At 63.9% G+C, this 22,460-nt stretch carries 13 protein-coding genes; 10 read left to right on the top strand and 3 right to left on the bottom strand.

Annotation, left to right across the window (positions count from 1 at the left end; translation table 11 throughout):
• Nucleotides 1–10 precede the first annotated feature (10 nt).
• Genes Q7P63_13680 through Q7P63_13645 form a run of 8 tightly spaced genes read left to right on the top strand, consistent with a single transcriptional unit; the run spans nucleotide 11 to nucleotide 13,250 of the window.
• Nucleotides 11–2,725 carry a family 78 glycoside hydrolase catalytic domain gene (locus Q7P63_13680; protein MDP0501139.1) on the top strand — a complete coding sequence of 905 codons (2,715 nt, stop codon included), beginning with the start codon at nucleotides 11–13 and terminating at the stop codon, nucleotides 2,723–2,725.
• Between the two features lies 1 nt (nucleotide 2,726).
• On the top strand, nucleotides 2,727–3,968 hold the full coding sequence (locus Q7P63_13675) for a ribulose-bisphosphate carboxylase large subunit family protein (protein MDP0501138.1): 1,242 nt from the start codon (nucleotides 2,727–2,729) through the stop codon (nucleotides 3,966–3,968).
• Nucleotides 3,968–5,326, top strand: a complete 1,359-nt coding sequence (locus tag Q7P63_13670) for a four-carbon acid sugar kinase family protein (GenBank protein MDP0501137.1) — start codon at nucleotides 3,968–3,970, stop codon at nucleotides 5,324–5,326. Before Q7P63_13675 ends, Q7P63_13670 begins: the two co-directional genes overlap by 1 nt.
• Before the next feature lie 19 nt (nucleotides 5,327–5,345).
• Nucleotides 5,346–6,005 (top strand): aspartate/glutamate racemase family protein, encoded by a 660-nt coding sequence (locus tag Q7P63_13665; protein MDP0501136.1) that lies wholly within the window; start codon nucleotides 5,346–5,348, stop codon nucleotides 6,003–6,005.
• A 58-nt stretch (nucleotides 6,006–6,063) separates the two neighbouring features.
• The gene (locus Q7P63_13660) at nucleotides 6,064–7,347 is read left to right on the top strand and encodes a bile acid:sodium symporter family protein (GenBank protein ID MDP0501135.1); all 1,284 of its coding nucleotides are present in this window, start codon (nucleotides 6,064–6,066) and stop codon (nucleotides 7,345–7,347) included.
• Nucleotides 7,348–7,359: 12 nt separating this feature from the next.
• Entirely contained in the window at nucleotides 7,360–10,137 is a 2,778-nt protein-coding gene (locus tag Q7P63_13655) for a glycosyl hydrolase (GenBank protein MDP0501134.1), read from the top strand.
• A gap of 38 nt (nucleotides 10,138–10,175) precedes the next feature.
• A complete protein-coding gene (gene fucP, locus Q7P63_13650) occupies nucleotides 10,176–11,576 on the top strand; it encodes an L-fucose:H+ symporter permease (GenBank protein MDP0501133.1) in 1,401 nt (466 codons plus the stop codon).
• Between the two features lie 57 nt (nucleotides 11,577–11,633).
• On the top strand, nucleotides 11,634–13,250 hold the full coding sequence (locus Q7P63_13645; GenBank protein MDP0501132.1) for a fucose isomerase: 1,617 nt from the start codon (nucleotides 11,634–11,636) through the stop codon (nucleotides 13,248–13,250).
• Between the two features lie 325 nt (nucleotides 13,251–13,575).
• Here the strand turns inward: Q7P63_13645 and Q7P63_13640 are convergent, their stop codons facing one another.
• Entirely contained in the window at nucleotides 13,576–14,868 is a 1,293-nt protein-coding gene (locus Q7P63_13640; GenBank protein ID MDP0501131.1) for an aminotransferase class V-fold PLP-dependent enzyme, read from the bottom strand.
• Between the two features lie 237 nt (nucleotides 14,869–15,105).
• On the opposite strand from Q7P63_13640, the gene Q7P63_13635 reads away from it, so the two are divergent.
• On the top strand, nucleotides 15,106–15,849 hold the full coding sequence (locus tag Q7P63_13635) for an SDR family oxidoreductase (protein MDP0501130.1): 744 nt from the start codon (nucleotides 15,106–15,108) through the stop codon (nucleotides 15,847–15,849).
• Nucleotides 15,850–15,924: 75 nt separating this feature from the next.
• Nucleotides 15,925–16,929: an AraC family transcriptional regulator gene (locus Q7P63_13630; GenBank protein ID MDP0501129.1), complete on the top strand. Its 1,005-nt coding sequence runs from the start codon at nucleotides 15,925–15,927 to the stop codon at nucleotides 16,927–16,929.
• Nucleotides 16,930–16,998: 69 nt separating this feature from the next.
• Here Q7P63_13630 and Q7P63_13625 read toward each other — a convergent pair whose 3' ends face one another.
• Together Q7P63_13625 and Q7P63_13620 are read right to left on the bottom strand one after the other, a co-directional pair.
• The gene (locus Q7P63_13625; protein MDP0501128.1) at nucleotides 16,999–20,127 is read right to left on the bottom strand and encodes a hypothetical protein; all 3,129 of its coding nucleotides are present in this window, start codon (nucleotides 20,125–20,127) and stop codon (nucleotides 16,999–17,001) included.
• A 155-nt stretch (nucleotides 20,128–20,282) separates the two neighbouring features.
• On the bottom strand, nucleotides 20,283–22,322 hold the full coding sequence (locus Q7P63_13620; GenBank protein MDP0501127.1) for a glycoside hydrolase family 28 protein: 2,040 nt from the start codon (nucleotides 22,320–22,322) through the stop codon (nucleotides 20,283–20,285).
• Between the last annotated feature and the right edge of the window lie 138 nt (nucleotides 22,323–22,460).

Here is a 22,460-nt window from a genome sequence, read left to right as displayed (position 1 = left end):
GCCCCCTCTTATGCCCGAACTGACGGTCACCCACCTCCGCTGCGAATACCTGACGAACCCGCTGGGGATCGACGAAAAGGCGCCCCGCCTCAGCTGGGCCCTTCAGTCCACCCGCCGCGGCGCGCGTCAACAGGCCTACCGCATCCAGGTAGCCACCTCCCCCGAAGCCCTCGCGGGCGACCGCGAGCTGCTCTGGGACAGCGGGCGGGTGGAGAGCCGCCGCACCACCCATGTCGCCTACGCCGGCCAGCCCCTCGCCTCGCGTCAGGAAGTCTGCTGGCAGGTGACGGTGTGGGACGATGCGGGCGCGGTCGTCAGTTCGGAAATCGGCCGCTGGTCGATGGGCCTGCTTGAGCCCAGCGACTGGTCGGCCCAATGGATCTCCTACGACCCGGAGATCCTCAAGCGCGACCCGGAAGCCGTCGAGCCGACGCTGACGGAGCCGGGTACGCCTACCTATTTCCGCAAGGGCTTCGACGTCACCACCCGCGTCAAGCGGGCCACCGTCTACGCGACCGCACGCGGCGTGATCGAGCTCTTCCTCAACGGCGAGAACATCGGCCGCGATTACCTCGTGCCCGAGTGGACCGACTACGACCACCGCATCCAGTACCGCACCTTTGACGTGACGGACATGCTGCGCGACGGCGGCAACGCCATCGGCATCATCCTGGGCGACGGCTGGTGGAGCGGCTACGTGGGCTGGCAGGAGACGCGTGCGCGCTACGGCTCGCTCGTCAACAGCCTGCTGGTGCAACTGGAACTGGAGCTGGAAAACGGCGAAACCGTCGTCTACGGCACCGGCCCCGACTGGCGCTGCGACACCGGCGCGATCCGCCGATCCGACTTCATGCTGGGCGAGATCTACGACGGCATGCGCAAGCAGAAGAACTGGAACGGCCCGGGCTTCGACGAAAGCAAGTGGCTGCCCTCCCTCCCGGTCGAAGCGCCCACCGTGCCCCTCGTGGCCCAGCGCGCCGAGCCGGTGCAGGAGACGCAGATCCTGCAGCCGATCAGCCGCACCGAGATTCGCCCCAACGTCTACATCTACGACCTCGGGCAAAACATCGCCGGCTGGGTCTACCTCAAGACCAAGGCCAAGCCCGGCACGCGCATCAAGATCCGCCACGCCGAGCGCCTCACGCCCGCAGGCGAGCTCTACACCGAGAACCTCCGCCGCGCCACCTCCGAAGACGAGATCGTGGTCGGCACCAATGGCGAGGTGGACTTCCGCCCGCACTTCACTTTCCACGGCTTCCAGTATTTCGAGATCAGCGGGCTTGATGAAGCGCCGCCCGAGGGCGCCGCGACCGGCCGCATGATCCAGAGCGCCACCCCGGCCACCGGGCACTTCGAGTGCTCGAACCCCGACGTCAACCGCCTGTGGCTCAACGGCGTGTGGTCGCAAAAGGACAACTTCCTCAGCGTGCCCACCGACTGCCCGCAGCGCGACGAGCGCCTCGGCTGGATGGGCGACGCCCAGATTTTCTGCCGCACGGCCGCCTATAACGCCGATGTCGCCGCCTTCTTCACAAAGTGGCTGACCGACGTGACCGACGCGCAGACCGAGGACGGCATCTTCCCCGACACCGCGCCGCGCCTGCGTGAAGACGACAACTTTATCGGCCTCGACGACCTCGTGGGCGGTGCCGCCTGGGCCGACGCGGGCGTCATCATCCCCTACACCATGTGGCAGGTCTACGGCGACTTCCGCCTGATCGACCGCATGTGGGGCGCGATGGTCGCATGGCTTTCCTACCTCGAGCGCACCAACCCGGAATACCTGCGCCTCAACGAGCTGCGCAACAATTACGGCGACTGGCTCTGCATCCCGTCGGACCGCGAGTTCCGCACCCACTCGCCGATGAAAAACCTGCTCGCCACGGCCTTCTGGGCCGACGACGCCAAGAAGATGGCGCACATGGCGCAGGCCCTCGGCAAGCAGGACGATGCCGAGCGCTTCCAGCAGATGTACGAGCGCGTGCGCGCCGCCTTCCAAAAGGAATTCCTGCGCCCCGACGGCAGCCTGACGGTCGACACCCAGACGGCTTACCTCCTCGCGCTCGACTTCGAGCTGATCCCGCAGGAGCTGCGCAAGGCCGCCGCCGACCACCTCGTGGAAAACATCCGTAAGCTCGACTGGCACCTCAGCACGGGCTTTGTCGGCATCCGCTTCCTCAACCCGATCCTTTCCGAGACGGGCCACAACGACGTCGCCTACCGCCTGCTGCTGCAAGACACCTACCCGTCGTGGCTCTACCCGGTGAAGCACGGCGCCACCACGATCTGGGAGCGCTGGAACGGCTGGACGGAAGAAGGCGGCTTCTTCGACCCGCTGATGAATTCGTTCAACCACTACTCGCTCGGTTCCATCGGCGAGTGGCTCTACCGCTACGTGGCGGGCATCGAAGTCGACCCGACAAAGCCGGGCTTCCAGCACTTCCGCCTGCGCCCGTTCCCCGGCAAGGGCCTCGACTATGCCAAGGCCAGCTACCGCACGATGCACGGCGAGGTCGCCAGCTCGTGGAAGCAGGAAGGCACCAGCTTTAACTGGGAAATCACCATCCCGGCCAACACCGAGGCGGAGGTCTCCATCCCCGCCGCAGAGGGTGTGACGCCGCGTATCGACGGCCAGGAAGCGCAAGGCCTGGCCGCCGACGGTCGCTTTGTCACCACCCTGCCCGCCGGCACCTACCGCATCACCTCCACCCTGCCCAGCGCCTAGCATGGAACGTATTCGCGCTACTTACCTGATCGAAACCCCGGTGGCGGTCGCCGACGCGGCCGCCGTGCTCGCGGGCGAACAATCGTGCGGCACCTTCGTGGCCGTCCCGGGCGAGACCGATGAGCTGCGCGAACGCTTTGCCGCCCGCGTGGAGGCGATCGAAGACCTCGGCGCGAGCGGCTCCCCCAGCCTGCCGGGCGGCAAGAAGAGCGGGGCCTACCGCCGCGCCCGCGTCACCATCTCGTGGGCGCTGGAAAATGTGGGCTACAACCTGCCGACGCTGATCTCGACCATCCAGGGCAACCTGTACGAGATCCGCCAGTTTACCGGCCTGCGCCTGCAAGACATCGAGCTGCCCGCGAGCTTCGCCCAGCACTTCTCCGGCCCCAAATTCGGGGTCGAGGGCTGCCGCAAGCTGACGGGGGTCGAAGGCCGTCCGCTGATCGGCACGATCATCAAGCCCAGCGTCGGCCTTTCGCCAGAGCAGACGGCCGAGATTGTACGCGTGCTGGTGGAGGCGGGGATCGACTTCATCAAGGACGACGAGCTGATGGCCAACCCGCCGCACTCGCCGTTTGACGCCCGCGTGAAGGCGGTGATGGACGTGATCAACCGCCACGCCGACCGCACGGGCAAGAAGGTAATGTATGCCTTCAACCTCACCGACGAGCTGGACGCGATGCAGCGCCACTACGATACCATCGTGGCGGCTGGCGGCACCGCAGCGATGATCAGCCTCGTGAGCGCAGGCATGGTGGCCAGCAAGAAGATTTGCGACCGGGGCGAGCTGGCCATCCACGGCCACCGCAATGGCTGGGGCATGATGACCCGTCACCCGATGATCGGCATGGACTACACCGCGATGGTAAAGCTGTGGCGCCTCGCCGGGGTGGACCAGCTACACGTCAACGGCATTGCGAACAAGTTCTGGGAAGACGACGACTCGGTGGTGGCCTCGATGGAGGCTTGCGCCGCGCCCTTCCTCGGCGGCAAAAACCCGCTGCCCGTCGTCTCCTCCGGCCAATGGGGCGCGCAAGCCCCCGAGACCTACCGCCGCACACAGACGACCGACCTGCTCTACCAGGCCGGGGGTGGCATCATGGCCCACCCGGATGGCCCCGCCGCTGGCGTGCGTTCGCTGCAACGCTGGTGGCAGGCGGCGGTCGAAGGCCTCACGGCCCAGCAGGCCCTCGCCACCTATCCCGATTTGCAGCCCTCGTGGGATAAATTCGGCCCTCTCTGATGCCCGACCGCGCGACGCAGTTGAAACTGGCTTTTTACGGCGACGACTTCACCGGCTCGACCGATGCCCTCGAATCGTTGTCGCTGGCGGGTGCGCACACCATCCTGCTGCTCGACGTGCCCGACGCCGCCACGCTGGCCCGCCATGCGCAGGCCCAGGCGGTCGGCATCGCCGGGCATAGCCGCTCGATGACGCCTTCCTCGATGGAAGACACGCTGCGGCCCGCCTTCAAGCGCCTGAAAAACCTGCGCGCGCCCTTCGTCCATTACAAGGTCTGCTCCACCTTCGATTCGTCGCCCAAGGTGGGCAGCATCGGCCATGCGATCGGGATCGGGCTGGAGATCTTCGACTCGCCCTTTGTGCCGGTCGTGGTGGGCGCGCCCGCGCTGGGCCGCTATTGCGCGTTTGGCAACCTCTTTGCGCGCCTGGGCACGGGCAAGACGGGCGAAGTCCACCGCCTCGACCGCCACCCGTCGATGAGTCGCCACCCGGTGACGCCTGCCGACGAGAGCGACTTGCGCCGCCACCTGGCCCGCCAGACCGACCTCAAGATCGGCCTGATCGACGTGACGCAGCTCAGCCGCCCGCTGGAGGAGGCCCGTGCGGCCCTCGCGGAGCTGGTAAAGACGGGCCACCGCATCATTTTCTTCGACGCGCTGGAAGAGCGCCACCTGGAGACGATCGGCCACTTGCTCGCACCCTACGGCACTCCCGAGCAGCCGCTGTTTTGCGCCGGCTCGTCGGGCCTCGGGCGCGCGCTGGGCTTGCACTGGCAATCAACCGGCGAATTGACGCCCCCTGCCGCGTGGACGCCCGCCGAAGCGGTCGAGCCCCTGCTGGTGATCTCGGGCAGCGCATCGCCGGTGACAGCCGCGCAGATCGCCGCCGCCCGCGAGGCCGGGTTTGCCGAAGTGGCCCTCGATACCGCCTCGCTGCTGGCCGGGCAAGTGACGCACCTCGGCGAGCCGCTGGAGCGCACCGTCAAGGCCCTCCGCGCCGGCCAATCTGTGGTCGTGCACACCTGCTCGGGCCCCGATGACCCCCGGCTGAAGGTGCGCGTGCCCTCCGGCGTCGATACCGCCAAGGTGCTGGGCACCGCGTTGGGGCAAGTGGCCCGCCAGTCGGCTGGTGCCGTCAACCTCGAACGCGTGATCATTGCCGGCGGCGACTCGTCGAGCTATGCGGGCCGCGCGATGGGAATCCAGGCGGTGGAGATGCACGCGCCTTTTGCCAGCGGCGCTCCGCTCTGCCGCGCCCGCGCCCCCAGCTCCACCCTCGACGGCGTGCAACTGAATTTCAAAGGCGGCCAGGTCGGCGCTCCCGACTATTTCCTGGCCGCGCAACGTGGTCACCTCTGAACCGAAAAAGCCTCTCACCATGCCCAAGACCCTCGGATTCCTCCACACCTCCGCCACTTTGGTCCCCATCTTCCAGGACCTCGCCAAGACGCACCTCCCCGGCGTCGAGACGTTTCACCTTTCCGACGACAGCCTGATCAAGGACGTGATCCGCAAGGGCAAGCTGACGCCCGAGACGGCCCGCCGCGTGGTCGACCATGTGGCCTCCGCCGCCAATGCGGGTGCGGACCAGATCCTCGTCACCTGCTCGTCCATCGGGCGTGCCGTCGAGGCGGCTGCCGCGCTGACCTCGGTGCCCGTTTTGCGCGTGGACCAGCCGATGGCCGACGAAGCGGTGCGCACCGGCAAGAAGATCGGCGTGATCGCCACCTTGCCCACCACACTCGACCCGACGGCCGACCTGGTGGAGCGCCGCGCAGCCGTCGCCGGCAAGCAGATCGAGCTGACCGCCCGCCTGTGCGAAGGTGCCTTTGAGGCCTTGATGAGCGGCGACTCTGCCACGCACGACGCCAAGGTGGCCGCCGCCCTGCGCGAGCTGATGGAGCAGGTCGACGTGATCGTGCTGGCACAGGCTTCCATGGCCCGCGTGGTCGGCACGCTCTCGGAAAGCGAGCGCAAGGTGCCGATCCTGGCCAGCCCGCCTTTGGCCATGCAGCACCTGGCTACGATCTTAGGTTAGTTTTCCGTAACGTCTTCTCTTCTTACCCCGTGTCTCACCCCTCCTTACCCCCCACCCCATGCAGAAATTCCGCCAAGCCCTCCTCGCCGGCAGTGCTGTCGCCCTCATCGTATTCCTTGTGGGCCTCGCCCTGGGCAATGCGGGGCTGTGGCAGCCAGCGGCGCTGATCGCTTGCGTCCTCTTTGCGCCTGGGCTGGGAGCGATCCCCGCCCTCGGGGGCTACCAATATACCGCCTGGATCCTCACCGCCGTCGTAGCGGGCCTGCTCTACCCGCAGGAGCTGCTCTACGTGGGCGATTTCGACCTGCGCAACAAGTGGTTGATCCTCTTTGTGGTGCAGGCGGTGATGTTTGGGATGGGCACGCAGATGAGCCTGCGCGACTTCAGCGATGTCGTGCGCTCGCCGCGCGGGGTGTTGATCGGGATGGTCTGCCAGTTCACGATCATGCCGTTCAGCGGCTACTTTATTGCCAGGGCGTTCGGCTTCGAGCCCGAGATTGCCGCTGGGATCATCCTGATCGGCGCGTGCTCCAGCGGCTTGGCTTCCAACGTGATGGCTTACATCGCCCGGGCCAATCTCGCACTGTCGGTCACCGTGACGGCCGTCGCCACCCTCGCCGCCCCGCTCGCCACGCCCTTCATGATGAAGCTGCTGGCGGGGACGATGGTGGAGGTGGTCTTCCTGGGCATGATGCTGCAGATCATCAAGATCGTGGTGGTGCCCATCGGCTCGGCCATGCTGCACGACTACCTCAAGACGGCCTCCGCGACAGGCTGGAAGGTGGTCGGCTTCCTCGCCTTGCTCAGCTTGGCTTGGCTTGGATCGTTGGCTCTGGGTGCCTGGGGCTTCTGGACGGCCCATGCGCCGGAGTCGCTGCTGCCGTTCATCGGGATCGTGGGCTTTGTGGCGGGTGCGATCGTGATCGGCCTGGTGTATCACCTACTGGTGCGCGGCCTGCCGCAGATCGAGCGCCTGATGCCGCTGCTCTCGATGGTCGGTATCGTCTATTTTACTACCGTCACCACTGCCGCCGGGCGCGACGACCTGCTGCGCGTGGGCCTTTTGCTCTTCGCCGCCGCCGTGATCCACAACGCTGCGGGGTATATCCTCGGCTACTGGATGAGCCGCCTGCTGGGCCTCGACCGCAATTCCGCTCGTACTGTTTCACTGGAAGTGGGCCTGCAGAATGGTGGAATGGCTTCCGGTATCGCGGGCTCGATGGGCATGCTGGGCACTTTGGGCCTGGCCTCGGCCGTTTTCAGCCCGTGGATGAACATCTCCGGCTCCATCCTGGCCAACTACTGGCAAAAGCACCCGGTGGACAAACCCTCTTCCGAATAACATCCCCCTCCCATGAATCCCCTCCGAAACCTGACCCTTTTGGCCCTGCTGCCGGTTGTTTTGCCGGTCGTGGCCCAAGCTGACCGTGCTGAAGAATTTGCCCAACCGGGCCGTGAATATCAGGCCAAGTTCCGCTGGTGGTGGCCGCATGGGCTGGTGGACAACGCCGAAATCGCCCGTGAAGTGCGCGACATGGCTGCCGCTGGCTTTGGCGGGGCCGAAATCGCCGACGTGCACCACAGCGTGCGCGATCGCGAACTCGCCCCCGACACCCACGGTTGGGGCACGCAGCCTTGGGTCGACGCTGTTACCGTAGCCTTCGAGACGGCGCGCGAGCATGGCATGGAGCTCGACCTGACGATCGGGCCGTCTTGGCCCGCCGCCGTGCCCACCGTCGACCCCGACCACCCGGCAGCCATGAAGGAGCTGGCGGTAGGCTTTGGGCAAGGCAGCTTCCCCATGGAAGTGCCGCAGCCTCGCGTGCATGCAGAGCGCGGCGTAAACCGCCAGGAGCTGCGCTTTGTGCAGGCCGCACGCGTCGTCTCCGGCGACCCGGCGGAAAAGGGCAAGTGGGTGCTGCAGCAGGATTCGCTCGTCGATGTGACCGACAAGGTGCGCGACGGTGTGATCCACTGGACGCCGCCCTCCGACGGCGAATGGGTCGTATTGGCCTACTGGCTACGCGGCTCGGCTCAACAGCCGGAGCGTGGGCCGCATACCGAGCCCGAGTCTTACGTGGTCGACCACTTCAGCGAGGCCGGCACACGCGCCGTAACCGATTTTTGGGAGCAGAACATCCTCAACCCGCACCTGCGCGAGCTGATCAAGGACGCGGGCGGCAACCTGTTCGAAGACTCCCTCGAAATGGAGACCGACTCCACCATCTGGACCCCCGGCTTTGCCCAGGAGTTCCAGAAGCGCAAGGGCTACGACCTGATGCCCTACCTGCCGCTGGTGGTGCAGGAGCACGAGAAGAACATCATCACCTATGAGGGCTACAACGGAAGCCAAGTGGTGCACGATTTCTGGGATGTCCTGTGGCAACTCTACATGGAGCACCACCAGCACGCCCTGCAGGCTTGGGCGGCGGAGCTGGGCCTCGGCCTGCGCACGCAGCCCTATGGCATGCCGACCGACGCCATGCTCTCCGCCGCACACCTCGACATCGTCGAAGGCGAGTCGCTCGGCTTCAAGAACCTCGACGACTACCGCTCGTTGGCGGGCGGGCGCGACATGGGCGGCCATACCGTGATGTCCAACGAAGCGGCGGCCTATGCCGGCGGAGCCTACAGCACCACCTGGCAGCGGGTATTGACGACCCTCAACCCGATCTTCGCGGCGGGGGTCAACCAGACCTTCTTCCACGGCTACGCGTATGCCGAAGTGCCGGACGTGAAGTGGCCGGGCTTCGCGGCCTTTTCGCCCTATGGAACCGGCCCTGGTTACGCCGAGGCCTGGGGGCCGCGTCAGCCGAGCTGGCAACACGTGCCCGACATTGCCGACTACTTTGCGCGCGTGCAATGGGTGCTGCAGCAGGGCAAGCCGCAGGTCGACGTGGCGTTCCTGCGTCAGGAAGGCTATGCCGGCTCGGGCTTTGGCGCCCCGTGGTTCACCACCGAGGGCGACGCCACCGGCTGGACGCACTCCTTTGTCGCCCCCTCGCTGCTGGAGCTGCCGCTGGCGAAGGCCAAGAACGGCCGCCTCGCACCCGACGGCGCGAATTACCAGCTGCTCGCCTTCGAGGGCAACGCCTTCCGCGGCAAGAGCATCACCATGCCGGTGCAGACGGCGGAGAAGCTCTACGACTACGCACGCAAGGGCAAGCTGCCCATGATCGTGGTCGGCGACTGGTCGCAACCCTCCACCTCCGGCCTGCCGCAAAAGGGCGAAGAGGCCGAGCTGAAGAAGATCTTCGACAAGCTGCTCAAGCTGCCCAACGTGATCAACGTGCCCGACCGTGAGTCGATTGGCGAAGCGGTGGCCAAGCTGGACCTCGACCGCCCGGTCAAGCACCCGAACGCTTCGCTCGTGCACGCGCACCGCCGCGACGGCAAGATCGACTACTTCTACTTCTCCAACGCAGGCAAGGACGCCACCGGCGAGGTGCCTGTCTCGATCCGCCCGAGCGCCAAGGGTGCCCAGGCCTTCGAGTTCGACCCGTGGACGGGCGAGATCTTCCTGCTGCCGCAGGCCCAACGCGAAGGCGACCGCTACGTGATCCCCGTGTCGCTCTCCCCGGGCGATTCGCGCATCCTGGCCTTCGCCCCCAAGGGCACCTTCCCCCAAGCCAAGGAGCACCAGCCGCTCGGCCCCGTGGCCGACACACTGACCCTCGGCGACTGGCAGCTGACGATCGAGGCCTGGACGCCGGGCGATAAGGCCACCGAAACGAAGAAGACCGAGCACGAGGTGGCGCTCGATACGCTGCAGCCGTGGACGGAGCTGCCCGGTCATGAGTTTACCTCGGGCCTGGGCCGCTACACGACCGAAGTCGAGGTGCCCGCCGAGTGGCTCGACCGTGGCACGGTGACGCTGAGCCTGGGCGAAGTCTTCGACACCGCACAGGTGACGCTCAATGGCCAGACGCTGCCCACGCTCAACCCGCTGCACCCGGTGGTCGACGTGACCGAGCACCTCCAGCCGGGCGAAAACACCCTGCAGGTGGAAGTCAGCACCACGCTGAACAACCAACTTCGCGAGGCGCACAAGGAAGTGTTTGGCAATAACTCCGCACAGCCCTATGGCATGATGGGGCCGGTGGAACTCCGCCACCACCAGCCGCAGCGCTAGCCGCGCCTCTCTCCCCTTCCTCCTACCAACCCACGTCCATGAGCGATACCCCCGCGAAAAAGCTACCGGTCGTCCCGCCGCAGTACATCTACCCGTTCATCCTGGTCACCAGCCTGTTTGCCCTCTGGGGCTTTGCGAACGACTTCACCAACCCGCTGGTGCGGGTGTTCAAGGAAGTCTTCCTCATCAGCAATGCGCAGAGCAGTCTGGTGCAGTTCGCCTTCTACGGCGGCTACTTCACGATGGCGATCCCGGCGGCGCTGATCATCCGCAAGGTGTCTTACGCGTGGGGTATCTACATCGGCCTGGGGCTTTACGCCCTGGGCGCGCTGCTGACGATCCCGGCGGCGACGATGATGGAGTTCAACCTCTTCCTGGTCGGCTTTTACGTGCTGACGTTTGGTCTCGCCTTCCTCGAGACCAGCGCCAACCCCTACATCCTCTCGATGGGGCCGCCGGAAACGGCCACCCGTCGCCTCAGCCTCGCCCAGGCCTTCAACCCGGCGGGCTCGCTCACGGGCATGGCGGTCGCGACCTTCCTGATCTTGCCCAACCTGCAGATCGCCGAGTTTCGCGAAGCGGAAGTCGCCGCCAATCCGGAATACGCGACCATGCTGCCGTCGGAAGTCGACGGGCTGGTAACGCAGTCGATGGAAGCCTTTGCGGCGAATGAACCCGCCGCGCACCAGCAAATGGTGGCGCACGACCTTTCGGTGGTGATCATCCCGTATGTGACGATCGCCGTGATCGTGCTCGGCGTGCTGGCGCTCTTCCTCTTCTCGAAGATGCCGGACGCGGGCGACGAGAGCGAACAGATCAGCCTCGGGCGGTTGATCAAGCGCCTGATGACCTTCCACTACCTCGGGGGTGTTCTGGCGCAAGCCTTCTACGTGGGCGCGCAGATCATGTGTTGGACGTTCATCATCCACTACGGAATGATCCTGCTCGGCCTTTCTGCCGCCGAAGCACAGGGCTACAACCTCATCGCGATGGCGATTCACCTCGCGGGCCGCTTTATCTGCACCTACCTGCTGAAATACGTCAACCCCGGCAAGATGCTGGCGCTGCTGGCCATCGGCGCGCTGATCTGCACCCTCGGCGCGATCTTCGCCCCGGGTATGGCGGGCCTGTATTTCCTCATCGGCATCTCGGGCTGCATGTCGATCATGTTCCCCACGATCTATGGCATCGCGCTGGAGGGGCTGACCCCGAACGACGCCAAGCTGGGATCCGCCGGGCTGATCATGGCCATCGTGGGCGGCGCCTTGATGCCGCCCCTGATGGGCCGAATCATCGACGGGCCCGACCAGAACGTGCTGGGCATCGCGCTGGAATCCGTGCGCTATTCGTTCTTCCTTCCTGCCGTCTGCTTTGTCATGATCGCCCTCTACGGCTACCTCGCCCAACGCATGGAGCGTCGCGACCCGGCGCTCGCGTAGGCGGTGGAGCTGCCTTACACCCCCAGTCTTTAGAGATCCCCTTAATCGATTCAGATCATGAAAGAAGTTCTTCTCGTGGCCAGCGGCGACCTTCGCCTTTCGGCCAACCAACAGTGCTGGCCTGAACAGGCGGCCATGGAGCAACAACTGTCGGACGTAGTGGCCTCCCTGGGCTACACCATCCGCCGCGCCCACCCCTACAAGGCGGCAGAGAAGCATGGCTTTATCGCCAGCCAGCGCGAGGGTATGGACGTGTTTGCCTCCATCGACCGCGACCAGCCGCTGATCGTGGCCGAAGCCGTGTGGCAGTATTCGCACCACGTGCTGGCGGGCCTGATCTCCCACCGCGGGCCGATCCTCACGGTGGCCAACTGGTCGGGCACCTGGCCGGGCCTCGTCGGTATGCTCAACCTCAACGGCTCGCTGACCAAGGCGGGCGTCGAGTACTGCACGCTGTGGAGCGAGGACTTCAAGAACGACAAGGCTTTCCAGGAAAACCTCGAGCGCTGGCTGAAGAAGGGCAAGGTAAAGCACGACCTCAGCCACACCCGCCCCTACAAGGCCGACGGCATCAACGCCGACACGGTGAAGGTCGCCGAAGCCATCGCGCAGGACCTCGACCGCAAGAAGTCCATCATGGGCGTCTTCGACGAGTTTTGCATGGGCATGTATAACGCCGCCATCCCGGACGAGCTGCTCTTCCGCACGGGAGTCTACAAGGAGCGCCTGAGCCAGAGCGCCCTCTTTGCCGCCATGCAGGAGGTGTCCGACGCCGAGGCCGAGGAAGCCTACCGCTTTATCGAAGAACGCGGCTTCAACTTCCACTACGGCGAAGACCCGGCCACCGAGCTGACCCGCGAGCAGGTGATCGAGCAGTGCAAGATGTACATCGCCGCCTGCCGCATTGGTGACGAGTTTGGCTGCGAAGCCATCGGCATCCAGTATCAGCAGGGCCTGAAGGACCTCTGCGCCGCTTCCGACCTCGTCGAAGGTATGCTCAACAGCACGGAGCGCCCCCCGGTCAAGAATGCCGCCGGCCAGATCATCAAGGAAGGCCTGCCCTACCCCCACTTCAACGAAGTGGACGAGTGCGCCGGCCTCGACGCCATCCTGACCAACCGCGTGCACCGCGCGCTCGGCCAAGCCCCTGAAACGACCCTGCACGACCTGCGCTGGGGCGATTGGGACCAGTCGGGCACGACGGACGAATACGTGTGGGTGTTCCTGATCAGCGGCGCCGCCCCGGTCGAGCACCACGTAGGTGGATGGTCGGGCAGCCACGGCTTCCGCCAGCCCCCGATGTTCTTCCGCAAGGGCGGTGCGTCGCTGCAAGGCGTCGCCAAGGAAGGCGAACTCATCTGGAGCCGCGTCTACATCGAGGAAAACCGTCTCAAGATGGACATCGGCCGCGCCAAGGCGATCAACCTGCCCGAAGCCGAGACCCAGCGTCGCCTCAACGAGACCACCCCCCAGTGGCCGATCATGCACGCCGTGCTCTATGGCGTGAATCGCGACCAGATGATGGCCAAGCACAAGGCCAACCACCTCAACGTCGCCTACGCGTCCGATGCGGCCGCCGCCGACGCCTGCCTCCAGGCCAAGGCCGAGCTCGCCCGCCTGCTGGGCATCGAAGTCGTGCTCTGCGGCACCCGCGCCGACGGCAAGGCCCTGTAAGGCCGACGTAACGCACGTGAATTGAACCGCCGGAGATCCGCCCAGGGTCTCCGGTTTTTTTGCGTCCGAAAAAACCCAATGGGATATGGAGTGCGGCGCTCTGCGCCGATCTGATTTGGGGAGGTGTGGCAGGGATTGCGGGGCTCGATTAGGCGCTGGCATCCCTCCGGGATGCAAGAACTGCCTGAAAGGCACCGGCAGGAGAATAAGCACCCGCAAGGGTGCGAGCAGCTAGCCGGAAGGCGCCGGAGGCGACTTCCGGTTGACGCTCCCATGTGAAAAGCACCCTTTGGGTGCCACTTCCCCTTGCCCAAACTCTCAGCCCCTACACGAGCGCCTTGACCCCGGCGATGGCGCGGTCGACCTGGGCTTCGGTGTTGTAGATGTGGGGGCAGATGCGAAGGCCACCGGTGGGCGCACAGGCAATGCCGTATTGCTCATACATGGCATTGGCAACCTCGGCACGGCGGGCTTCCGGCACCTCGACGATCACGACACCGTGGCTGAATTCGCTGCTCTCGGGCGTCACGAGGTTCGCGCCGTTCTTCAACAGGCCCTGCTTGAGGCGGTCGGCCAAAAACACGACCCGGTCGTGCACCGCTCGCTTGCCGATGGCGCGGTGGAGCCGGATCGCTTCGGCCATCCCGGCGAGGGCGGCGTCGTCGCGCTGGCCAAGGGTCTCGAAACGGCGGGCGTCGGTGGCGTCGACGGTGGCCCCCGGCTCGGCCCCATAGCCGAAGTTGTACTGCCAGATCTTCGGGGCGTGTTCCTTCTTCACGTAGAGAATGCCGACCTCCTTGGGGCCGCAGAACCACTTGTGCGCGCTGGCGGAAAAGCTGTCGCAACCCATGTCGGCAAGGTCCAGATCGAGCGCGCCCCAGCTCTGCGCGCCGTCGACGTGGACAAAAACGTCGAACTCGTGAGCCATCTCACAAAGCTCCTTCGCGGGCAGCTTCAGGCCGGAGACGTTGGAAACTTCAGTAAACGTGAAGAGCTTCGTCTTGCCGGGCTCGATCTGGCGGCGGAAAAACTCCACCACCGCGCTCTTGCTGGGCGGCGTCTTCCAAGGCAGCTCGACCCGCTTGATCTCGAACCCGAAACGTTCCTGCCGCTTTTCCCACGCCAGGTAATTGGTCGTGTGATTTTCGGTCCAGAGCAGCACCTGATCGCCCGGTCCGAGCGGGAAGCCGTTGTTGATGATCGAATTGGCCTCGCTGGTGTTGCGCACGAAGGCGACATCGCCGGGGCCCACGTTGAGGTAGTCCGCCAGCGCGGCACGGGCCTTCTGGACGATGCCCGCAAACTTCGCACGGTTGTTGAAGGACACGTCGCGGTTGAGGTTGCGCGTCACTTCAAAGACCTTCGCCTCCACCGCATCGAACGAGGGGCAGAGGTTGGCGGCATTCATCGGCGCAATGCCGGAGCTGAAGCTGAACATGCCCGCCACCTCCCGCCAATTCGCCGGAGAAATGCCTGCCTCCGGTGCCGGGGCCGCGAAGCCCAGTTTGGCCCCCAGGGCGCCGAGGCCGAGGGTGGCGAGAAATTGCTTGCGCGTCAGATGACGCGGCGGGGCCACGAGGGCCTGTCCATTGCCAGTAGTATGCGTTGATGCTTCCATGTGCTCTGAGTGGTTGAAGGGCGCAAGGAGGGGATCGGCCACAGAGCCGGGAGCAAAACCCGGCAACGCGCGAACGCCATCCCACCCCGCTCGGGGAACAGGAAGCACTGCTGGCGATGCCAACGACTAGGGCGGAAGCCCGAAAATGTAAACCACTTCTTCACTTGGCGCGATTTGCATATGGCTTGGCGCGCCCTGCCAATGACGTGACGGGGTTTTTAGGATAAGCTGTCGACCATGAGCCAAGACAATATCCAAGGAAAAACCGTCGTCATCACCGGAGCCAGCAGCGGTATCGGCGAAGCCATCGCTCGCCGCCTCGCGAAGGCCGGGGCCAACGTCGTGCTCGGCGCGCGCCGCCAAGACCGCCTCGACGCCCTCGTGAAGGAACTCGAAGCCGCCGGTGGCAAGGCCATCGCCCGCGCCACCGACGTCACCAAAGCGGACGACCTCGAAGCCCTCGTGCAAGCCGCGATCGACACCTACGGCCGCATCGACGTGCTGGTAAACAACGCCGGCCTCATGCCCCTCTCCCCGCTCGAAGAGAAGCGCCTCGACGAGTGGAACCAGATGGTGGACGTAAACATCAAGGGTGTGCTCTACGGCATCGCCGCCGCCCTGCCCCACATGAAGGCCCAGCAGAGCGGCCACATCATCAACGTGTCGTCGGTGGCCGGGCACGTGGTGTTCCCCAGCAGCGCCGTCTACTGCGGCACCAAGTTTGCCGTGCGCGCCATCACCGAAGGCCTGCGCCAGGAAGCCAAGCCCTACCTGCGCACAACGATCATCAGCCCCGGCGCGGTGGAGTCCGAATTGCTCGACGGCGTGAAGCACGGCGCGACCAAGGAGGCCCTCAGTGGCATTGCCGCCCTGCGCATCCCCGCCGACTCGATCGCCCGCGCCGTAGCCTATGCCATCGACGAAGACCCGGCGGTCGACGTAAACGAGGTGCTCGTGCGCCCGACCGCCCAGCAGCTGTAAACTTACTCCACACGAACCTGCCATTGCCCTGCCCGCCCTTGTGCGGGTAGGGTTGTGGTGTATCCGCCCCCGCCCATGGAAGACCGCTTCAAGCTCCACGGCCAGGTCTTGCGCCGCCTCGAAGACCTCGGCCTCTCGCCCGCCGCCGTATTGCGCCACGCCGGCCTGCCGCTGAGCCTGTTCGACCAGGATGTGGTCGCAGTAAACACCGCCCAGATGTTTGCCCTCTGGACGGCGATGACGGAGCTGAGCCAGCGGCCCGACATCGGCCTCGCCTTCGGCAGCCAAAACCAGATCGAGCACTACGACCCGCTGATCATCGCCGCGCTCTACGCCCGCTCTTTCCGCGACGCGATCCAGCGGCTGGCGCGCTACAAACAGCTCGTCTGCCCCGAAGAGGTGCACGTGGAGGAGCGCGACGGCGAGGCAGCGGTGTCGTTTATCTGGCTGCTCAAGGATGCGCCGGAGCCCCCCAGCCTCATGGACATGTGCTTTGCCTCCATGATGATGCTGCTCCAGCGCGGCACCGGCCAGCCCCTGCGCCCCGTGCGGCTGGAGATGCGCCGCCCGGAGGCCCACCGGGAGCTCTACGAGCGGCACTTTGGGTGCAGCGTGCGCTTCAATGCCGGCCACGATGCGCTGATCTTCCACAGCGCCGACCTCGACCGGCCCTTCCTCACCCACAACCCGGAGATCTTTCGCATGTTGGGGCCGCAACTGGAGCAAGAGCTGGCCGCCAAGCTGGCCGAACGCACCCTGCCCGAGCGCGTGAAGGGCGTGATCAAGCGCCTCCTCGCCGGCGAGCGCCCCACCATCGGCCGTGTGAGCCGCGAACTGGGCATGAGCGCCCGCACCCTCCAGCGCCGCCTCGCCGCAGAGGGCCGCACCTTTCAGGAAGTGCTCGAAGCCGCCCGCCGCGAGCTGGCCCGCCACTACCTGCTTCACTCGTCGCTCGAGCTCAACGAAACCGCCTTCCTCCTCGGCTACGGCGACGCCAACTCCTTCTTCCGCGCCTTTCAGCAATGGGAAGGCGAATCCCCCGGCCGCTGGAGGTCGGCGCAGCGTGGGGTGGCGGTGTAGCGGGAAGGGGGCGCAAAAAAAGCGAAGGTGGAAAACCTCCGCTGGGATGTGGCGCAATGAAAAACTAGATTACCGCAGCTGGGTGCGCAGTTGTTCGAGCTCTTCGCGCTGCGTTTCGATGGCGGCCTTTTGCTCTTCCAGGGCCTTGTTCTGGTCGATGACGATCAGGGTCAGCTCTTCGATCTTCTGCAGCATGGCTTGCTGAAGCTGTCCGATCGGCACACCGTTCTTGGTCTCTTCGGCCGACGGAACGCCAGGCAAGTGCCCGTTTTCCTCGATGAACGCTTCCCAATCCGTAATTCTCGGGCGAGGGTAGTCATCTTCGAAGACGAAGTCCGCATAGGTGTTCTGGTCGGTCACCAGTTCACTGGCGTAGATTTTGCCGTTTACGTAGAGGTGGTAGCCTTGATGCTGTAGATCGTAAGCTTTGGCGTTGATCGCCACAATCGAGTTGAAGGTATTGATTGCGCCGTTGTTGATGCCTTGACGAACCCCGTTCATGCTACTCCAGACAAGCGTGCCAGAAGTGGCGGGCGCTTCGGTATTTCCGGTCGCCGAAGCAACAGGCTGCAGGATGGATACGGTGCTCCCCCCAATGGCAAACTGAAGGTGTGCGAAACGCGAGCCACTACCTTGGCGGTAGTAGAGCACATAGAAGTCATCTCCGTTGATCGTTTCCTCGTAGACGGCCCAACGGTGGTTGTCGTTGTTGGCGTAGGAGCCGTTATAGCCGCCGTGGCCAGACTCGTCGAGCAGAGGAACGATGGCTGCACCGTCGCCGCGGGAGCCGAAGGAGAACTCGGCGGTATAACCGGAATTCTGCGACCAGTAGCCCTTGGCACTTGCCATCAGGCGCCCCTGAATGAGTGCGCTGGTAGCGGTCGTCCCATCCTGCTTGGCAAGGCGAGCAATGCGGTACCACTGCGGCGAATCGGCCACGCCATTTGTCTGGCCGGTGGGGCCAAGATCAACGCTCGTGTATCCATCGACCGACATCGCATCTAGCACTTCCACCTTGGAGCTGGAAATCGGATGGGCGAAGTTCTGAAAGCCGTCACCATCCGTGGGGCCAGAGACGGTACCAGAAGGCGACACGTCGAGCTTGCCTGCAAGGGCGGTCGAATTGGTGGCTATGCTGGCCTGCGCAGAGGTCAGAGTGGTATCCAGCGTGGAAACCTCACTTTGCAACGTTGAGATCGCTGAGTAGGCTTCGATATTCGGCTGCCCATCTCCTTTGATATTGAGCAATCCATAAACAGCAGCGTTTCCGAACACCACAGCCTTATCCTGAACGTAAAGCTCATCAGACCTGGTTTTCTCATAGCGGCTAGTACCAACATGAACCATGCGACTGGCATCATCTGCAACTGATGACAGGAATCGGATATTCACCAATTCATTGTCGGTTGTGAGCCGTGCAAGCTTGAACTGCTTATTTGGATCACTGTCATTTAGATACAGATTATTAAGATCCTGATCCTCCCCACCTGAAGCGTAGAAATGAACATCGAGATCAGCGCTCCGAAGGTCTCCATAAACGAAACTTGCGAGGGTAGCTCCCCCCATATTTCGAATCTTCCAGTCGATGTCTCCCTTTAGACCTCTAACGTTGCTGGTGCGAATAATACCCGGCATGTCTATCGCTCCAACGATCGACCCTCCTTCCTCCTGCGTCCCCGAAATCCAATGTGAATCCGGGGTAACGGTCACATAGCTGAAGCTGATCTGGTTGAGGTCCTTGAGGTCGAACACCGGCAAGCCATTCCCATTGCCGTCTGTTCCGAAATCACCTTCGAACTTACAGTCACTCAAACGAATGTGGTTACTGCCATTACCGCCATTCGCGGCCTGAAATGCGGTGCCGAAAAACCGCTCGAAATGACACCCGACGAAGAATATCTCGTTTGCAGTTCGATCGGCACCCTGCAGCTTGATCATTGGCTTCCCGACCCCACCATATAGCGCCTGTTGTGCTGGCAAAAGCAAATAGGAGTCGATCTTGAATCTTGAATTGTTTATCCGTGCATCCCACACCTCGCTCAGAAGCAATTGAGTGCAAGTGGGCCACGTATCGATATATAGCTTGTTGATAAATACCAATGAAGCCGAATTCGCAATCTCTACCATGGTGCTAGTGGGCGCAACAAGGCCTTGTTGCCCTCCCTTATCTGCGAAGACAAGGGAGTCGATCTCAAAACCTTGAACTCTTTGATTCGAGTCGCCCGCGCCCTCCACGCCTTTTAATCTTAATGCAACGACATCTCGCATTCGGCGGATCTCCCCGCGGTCCACGCCATGCTGCGTCCCGTGCCAAATGGTGCTTCGCCACGGCCAGTGTCCGCTCGTGCTGGTCAAGTCGATCGTCTGGTAGATCTCATAGACACCTGTCGAAAGGACGCGGGTGCCGACCTTGAGCGCCTTCATGAGTGCGCGCTCGTCGCCAGCCTCTGATCCACTTGTCGTCTCGGCAGGCAGACCGTTGGTGGAGACTCCGAACCATTCGGGGCGCGTCCACGTGTATTTCATGCGGCCAACCAGTTCGTCTTCATCGGCCTTGATGATATACTGAAGGGTATCTTCAATGGTGCCCCGTAGCGTTAGCGTTTTTCCAACGCCGTCCATCGAAATAGAGCCCTGCTCTTCGAAGCGAAGCGTGTAGCGTTCCTCCACCAGATAGGAGTCCCGGAAAGTAAGCGGAGAGTGAATCGCGATGTGGGTCCCCGTCCGCTTTGCGGCACGCATGGCGACCTCATCGCCAGCGGTACCGGCGGCCTTGCCGTTGGCGTCGACCCCATACCACTCGGGGCGCACCCAACTGTTGTTGATGCTGCCGGTGACGTTGCTGGGGGCTTCGAGGCGCATGACCCACTGCATGGTGTCGTGGATCGAGCAGTTCAGGGTGAGCAGGTGCGTGGTGCCGCGGAGGTCGAGGTAGCCGCCGTTTTCAAAACGCAGCGTGATCTCGTTCGGGATCGTCAGGCTGTCGTCGAGCGGCGTGGCTTGATTGATGACAATGGTGCCATAACCGACGGCTTGAATGTCGGTGATGAGAGCAGCGAGATCGTCGCTCCAGTCGCCGTCCGCCGTGATTTCATGGTCGGACAGGATGTAGACCCCTTCAGCAGTCGGGGTAGAAAGCGCAAACGCACCAGAGGATGCAGAGAGTAGCGCGGATAGGGTTAGAATAGTTTTTTTCATGCAGAGGCGGATTGAATCCGCCATCCTCCTAATCAAAACTACTTAACGCTGCGATAAGAAATTGTTTAAAAATAAGCGACCGCCTGGTGATACAAAAAACGCCACCAGCCTCATCGGCCGGTGGCGTGAAAGGAAACTGAGCTAACCGCCCTACCCTACTCGACGGTGACGGCGGATTTCTTCGCGCTGTCTTCGAAGGCGATGGCTTTTTTCTCGGTGTCGGCGAGCTTGACCTGGCTGAGCGTGATGTCGCTGGATTCCTTGCCGCGCACGACGAGGAAGGGCGCGTCGGCGGTGGGTTGCTCGCTGCCGGCGATGGTGATGTCGTGGCTGCGCACGATTTCGAAAGCCGGGCCTTTTTCGGGCGCGATGTGGACGTTGCGGATGGTGATGTCGGCGCTGTCGGTGGTGATGAAGCCTTGGTTGGCCTTGATGCGCATGTTCTCGAGCGTGATGTTGCGGATGGGCATCTCGGAGAGGCCGATCATCTCGATCGCGCGGGCCGCGCCGTCGCACTCGATGTCGCGGAAGGTGAAGTTGCGGAACGAGGGGGGCACGTCGGTCAGGGGCTGCACGGTGCTGCTGCCGTAGAACTCGTTGAGGCGGATGGCCTGGCCGCCCATGTCTTTCATGCGCAGGCGCTCGACCCAGAAGTTTTCGACCACGCCGCCGCGGCCGCGCATGGACTTGACGCGGATGCCGCGGTCGGTGCCGACGAAGACGCTGTCGTGCGCGTAGACGTTGCGCACGCTGCCCGACATTTCGCTGCCGACGACGATGCCGCCGTGGCCTTCGTTGCCGTAGATGCGGCGGATGACGACATTTTCGGTCGGGCGGCCCACGCGCCAGCCGTCTTCATTGAGGCCGGCCTTGAGCACGATGCAGTCGTCGCCGGTGGAGAAGTAGCTGTCTTCGATCAGGATGTTCTGCGTCGAGTCGGGGTTGATGCCGTCGTTGTTGGGGCCGACGGTCTTCACCTTCACGCCGCGCACGATCATCTCGTTGACGTAGATCGGGTGGATCGTCCACATCGGGCCGTTGGTAAAGGTGACGTTTTCGATCAGCACGCGGCGGCAGGAGACGAACTGCACGAAGCTGGGGCGCAGGCCTTCGAACTTGTCACCAAAGATGCGTTCGTTGGGCGGCACGCCGTCGACCACCATCTGGTAGAGCGCGGGGGCGGCTTCCTTCTGCTTGGTCGTCTTCCACTCCCACCAGGCTTCGCCCTGGCCGTTGAGCAGGCCTTCTCCCGTGATGGCGACGTTGGTGGCGCCGTAGACGTAGATGGGCGCGCTGTAGTTCCACAGCTCCATGCCTTCCCAGCGCGAGAACACGACGGGCAGGTAGTCGTCGCGGTTTTTGCTGAAGAGCACGGTGGCACCCTTCGACACGTGGAGCTCCGTATTGCTCTTGAGGTGAATGGGGCCGGTCAGCCACTGGCCTTCGGGGATGACGATGCGGCCGCCGCCGGCCTTGACCGCTGCGGCAATGGCGTCGGCAATGGCATGGGTGTTCATCGTGGTGCCGTCGCCCTTGGCCCCGAAGTCGCGCACGTCGAAGTCGCGGTCGGGGATGTTGGGCACTTCGAGGTCGGGCATGTCGAAGTAGGGCGACAGGTTGGTGTAGCGCTGGGTGTCCTTGGCGCGGATCTCGGAGGGGTCGATGCCGGCAAAGGCGTCGGCCTGGCCGGCAGGCACGAGCTTGAGCTGGTCGAGCATCGTTTCCGACGAGCGGTGGCCGAGCACGAGGCGGTGCTTGCCCTTGGTCAGGTCAAACGAGATGTTCTCGGTCACGTCTTCGGTCGTGAAGCGGCGCCAGACCCAGTTGTCGGCCCAGTCGTGCACGCGCCACACGAGGTCGCGACCGGCAAAGCTGACATAGTAGGAGTCTTCGCGAACCCGGGGCTTGCCGGGCGTGAACACCTTGGCCCACAGCTCGTAAGTGCCATCGGCGGGCACTTCGACTTCGTAGACCACCTGGCCTTTGGACTGGCTGCGCTCCTGGGCCATCGGCACGCTCTTGGGGGCGTAGACGTAGCGGCCTTCGGAGGCTTCGCCGTCGCGGCCCACTTCATAGGGCGCGGTGACTTTGCCGCTTTCAGCTTCGAAGATGATGTCTTGATCCTGGGCGCTGGCCGCATGGGCGAACCACGCACCCGCCACGAGGAGAACGGATTGGAGGAAGGGGCGGAACATGTGTGTCAATACGGGTTGGGGAAGATAGGTGCCCCAACCGTAGGCGCGCCCTCCCAAGGGTTCAAGACAGATCGGGCGGTTTTGGGAGGAGGGGGGTATAGAACATGGTTCCTCCGCATGTCTAGCTACTGTAAACTA

It is taken from the genome of Verrucomicrobiota bacterium JB022, assembly GCA_030673845.1.
Lineage (GTDB): Bacteria > Verrucomicrobiota > Verrucomicrobiia > Opitutales > Oceanipulchritudinaceae > WOUP01.
This window is presented reverse-complemented; position numbering and strand designations above follow the sequence as displayed.